The sequence below is a fragment of the Streptomyces sp. A01 genome (assembly GCF_059026195.1).
Genome location: NZ_JBWLKN010000072.1, coordinates 1 through 3812, shown reverse-complemented (window position 1 = coordinate 3812; position 3812 = coordinate 1). Strand labels below are relative to the sequence as shown.

Annotated in this window: 1 protein-coding gene; it reads left to right on the top strand. The window is 70.8% G+C overall.

The window, feature by feature from the left end; genetic code table 11:
• A partial coding sequence (locus AC5P1B_RS35505) for a type I polyketide synthase (RefSeq protein WP_493892160.1) occupies window positions 1–3812 on the top strand: 3812 nt, incomplete at both ends.

The following is a 3812-nucleotide window of genomic DNA, read 5'->3' as shown; positions in this document are numbered from 1 at the left end:
GCTTCCTCACCTCCCTCGCCCAAGCCCACACCCACGGCCTCCCCATCACCTGGGAACGCCTACTCCCCGAAACACAACCCCAACATGTCGACCTGCCCACCTACCCCTTCCAGCATGAGCACTACTGGCTCAAGAGCATCGCTCCCGCAGGCGACGTCAGCGCCGCAGGCCTGGAGACCACCGAGCACCCGCTACTGAGTGCCGCCGTCCACCTCCCCGACGAAGGCCGCGTGCTCACCGGACGGCTCTCCCTGGCCACCCACCCCTGGCTGGCCGACCACAGCATCATGGGCACCGTCCTTCTCCCCGGCGCCGCCTTCGTCGAACTCGCGCTCCACGCCGGTGCCCAAACCGGCTGCCCGGAGCTGGAAGAGCTCACCCTCCATGCTCCTCTCATCCTCGCCGAGCACGCCAGCACCCAACTCCAGCTCACCCTTGATCCACCCGACGACGACGGATGCCGTTCCCTGAGCATCCACTCGCGTGCGTACGACCCCGACAACGCCATCGAAGAGAACCTCTGGCGTCGACACGCGGCGGGAACACTCACGCCTGACCATCGCGACGAACACCTAAGCCACTCCCCCACCAGCGAACCCTGGCCTCCCGCCAACGCCGAACGCATCCCGACGGGCGATCTCTACCAACTCCTCGCCCAGCACGGCTTCGCCTACGGCCCGGCCTTCCAGGGGCTCCAGGCCGCCTGGCGGCACGGCGAGGACATCTACGCCGAGGTCGCCCTCCCCCAAGGACACAAGGACAAGCACCCATTCCAGCTGCATCCGGTCCTACTCGACGCCGCGCTCCAGGCCACGCTTCTGCCGAGCGCCACTGAGGCTCGCCCGGCAGGGCCCGCGCGGATGCCCTTCCTGTGGCGCCGGGTATGGTCGCGGGCCTCCGGAGCGGACGCCTGGCGCGTACGGCTGCGTCCCGTCGGTTCGGACGAGCTAGCGATCTCCGTCTCCGATATGTCCGGCGCGCCGGTCGCTGCCATCGAGGGGCTGATCAGCCGCCCGGTCACCCCTGAACAGATCAACGCCGCTCGCCCGACCACCCCACACGATGACCTGTACCAGCTCGACTGGCTCCCGGTCCGCACCTCGCCTCCTGAGCCCGTCGGTGAGAACCGATGGGCCGTGGTCGACGGTGACCCCTTGGAGCTGGTCGGCGCCCTGCGCACCGCGGGCACTCCCGTCGACAGCCATGACGACATCGCCTCTCTCGTCCACGCCCTCTGTGCAGGCGCGCCACCGCCCCGCACCGCCGTCCTCAGCGTTCACCACTGGCAGCGGACCACCGGGAGCACGCCGGACGACGACGGCAGCCCCGGCACGGACCACCTTTCGGCCACGCGGGAGACGGCGGCGCAGGTCCGGGCCGTGGCACACCGGCTGCTCGGCTGGCTCCAAGCCTGGCTGGCCGAGCCCCGCCTCGCTGACACGCGGCTGGTCATCGTCACCCAGGGCGCGGTGACCACCGGCCCCGATGACCCCGACCTCGACCTGACCCATGCGCCCGTCTGGGGCTTGATCCGTTCCGCCCAGGCCGAGCACCCCGACCGTTTCCAGCTCATCGACCTCGACGCCGACCCCGACAGCGCCGTCCAGCTGCCGATGGCCACCACCAGCGACGAACCCCAGCTCGCCCTCCGCCACGGAACCGCCCACGCCCCCCGCCTCGTGCGCGCCTCGCGTCCAGGAGCAGGCGACCCCTCGACTCGTACGGGATGGTCGGCAGACCCGGACGGAACGGTGCTGATCACCGGCGGCACCGGCGCCCTCGGTACGCTCCTCGCCCAGCACCTGGTCACCCAGCACGGTGCTCGGCATCTCCTCCTGCTCAGCCGCCGAGGCCCCAGCGCCCCCGGCGCGGCCGACCTGGACACCCACCTCACCGAACTCGGCGCCCACGTCACCATCACCGCCTGCGACGCCGCCGACCCCACCGCCCTCGCCAAGGCGCTCGGGGCCATCCCCGCCGAGCATCCGCTGACTGCCGTCATCCACGCCGCGGGCACCCTCGACGACGGCATCCTCACCAGCCTCACCCCCGACCGCTTCGACACCGTCCTCCGTACCAAGGTCGACGCCGCCCTCAACCTCCACCACCTCACCCGCGACACCGACCTCGCGCACTTCGCCCTGTTCTCCTCGGCGTCCGGCATCTTCGGTGGGCCGGGCATTGGCAACTACGCGACGGCGAACGTCTTCCTGGACGCTCTCGCGCAGCACCGGCGAGCCGTCGGTCTGTCGGCCATCTCCCTGGCCTGGGGCGTGTGGGAGCAGCCCGAGGGGATGGCAGCCCGGTTGGCCCGAGCCGACCTGGCCAGGACGGGGAGGGCGGGCATCATGCCGATCCCTGTGGACCAGAGCCTGGCACTGTTCGATGTCGCCACCGGCAGGGGCGAAGCGCTGCTGCTGCCCATGCGCCTCGACATGGCGGCCCTGCGGGCGCAGGACGCGCCGCTGCTGCGCAAGCTGACGAGCGCCACTCGGCGGGCCGTCGGGACACGTGCGGACGGCGCGAGCGCAGTGCTGCGCCAACGCCTCGCGGGGCTGGGGGGTCCCGAGCGCGCGGAGGCTGTCCTGGACGTCGTACGCGCGCAGGCGGCAGCCGTCCTCGGACACTCGACGCCCGAGGCGGTCGAGGCGGACCGAGCGTTCACAGAATCCGGCTTCGATTCCCTGACCGCCGTGGAACTACGCAACCGCCTGGGCACGGCCACCGGGCTGCGGCTGTCCGCGACGCTCGTCTTCGACCATCCCAACCCCTCAGCTCTGGCTGGTCACCTGGTAGCGCGGCTGTCCGAAGCGATCGGCGGTACACCGCAGCGTGCGCGGCCGGCGCTGGCCACCCCCGCTCCCGTGGTCGCCGCGTCGATGGAGCCGATCGCGGTGGTGGGCATGGCCTGCCGGTACCCGGGCGGAGCGTCCTCACCCGAAGCATTGTGGAACCTGATCGCCACGGGTGGCGACGCCATCGCCGGATTCCCCACCGACCGCGGCTGGGACCTGGACGCACTGTACGACCCGGACCCCGAACAACCGGGCACCTCCTACGCACGCGAAGGCGGGTTCCTCTACGACGTAGCCGACTTCGACTCCACCTTCTTCGGCATCTCCCCTCGCGAAGCGCTGGCGATGGACCCCCAGCAACGGCTCCTGCTGGAAACCGCCTGGGAAGCCCTCGAACGTGCGGGCATCAACCCAACCACCCTCAAAGGCAGCCAGACCGGCGTGTTCACGGGCTCTACGGGCAACGACTACGCGGCTGGCTGGCCCCAGACACCCGAGGTCTCCGAGGGACACCTCATGACAGGAAACCTGGCCAGCGTGGTGTCGGGCAGGGTGGCGTACACCCTGGGGCTGGAGGGCCCTGCGGTGACGGTGGATACCGCGTGCTCGTCTTCTCTGGTGGCGCTGCATCTGGCCTGCCAGGCGCTACGTAGCGGTGAATGCTCCCTCGCCCTGGCGGGCGGGGTGACGGTGATCTCCTCGCCGGGTGTGTTCATCGGGTTCAGCCGACAGCGGGGACTGGCCGCGGACGGGCGGTGCAAGGCGTTCGCCGCTGGCGGGGACGGCACCGGCATGGCTGAGGGTGCGGGGATGTTGTTGTTGGAGCCGTTGTCGTTGGCGCGGCGTAATGGGCATCCGGTGCTTGCGGTGGTGCGGGGCAGTGCGGTCAATCAGGACGGGGCGAGTAACGGGCTGACGGCTCCGAACGGCCCCGCACAAGAGCGGGTGATTCGGCAGGCTCTGGTGAACGCGGGGCTGGTGGCGGCCGATGTCGATGCGGTCGAGGCCCACGGCACC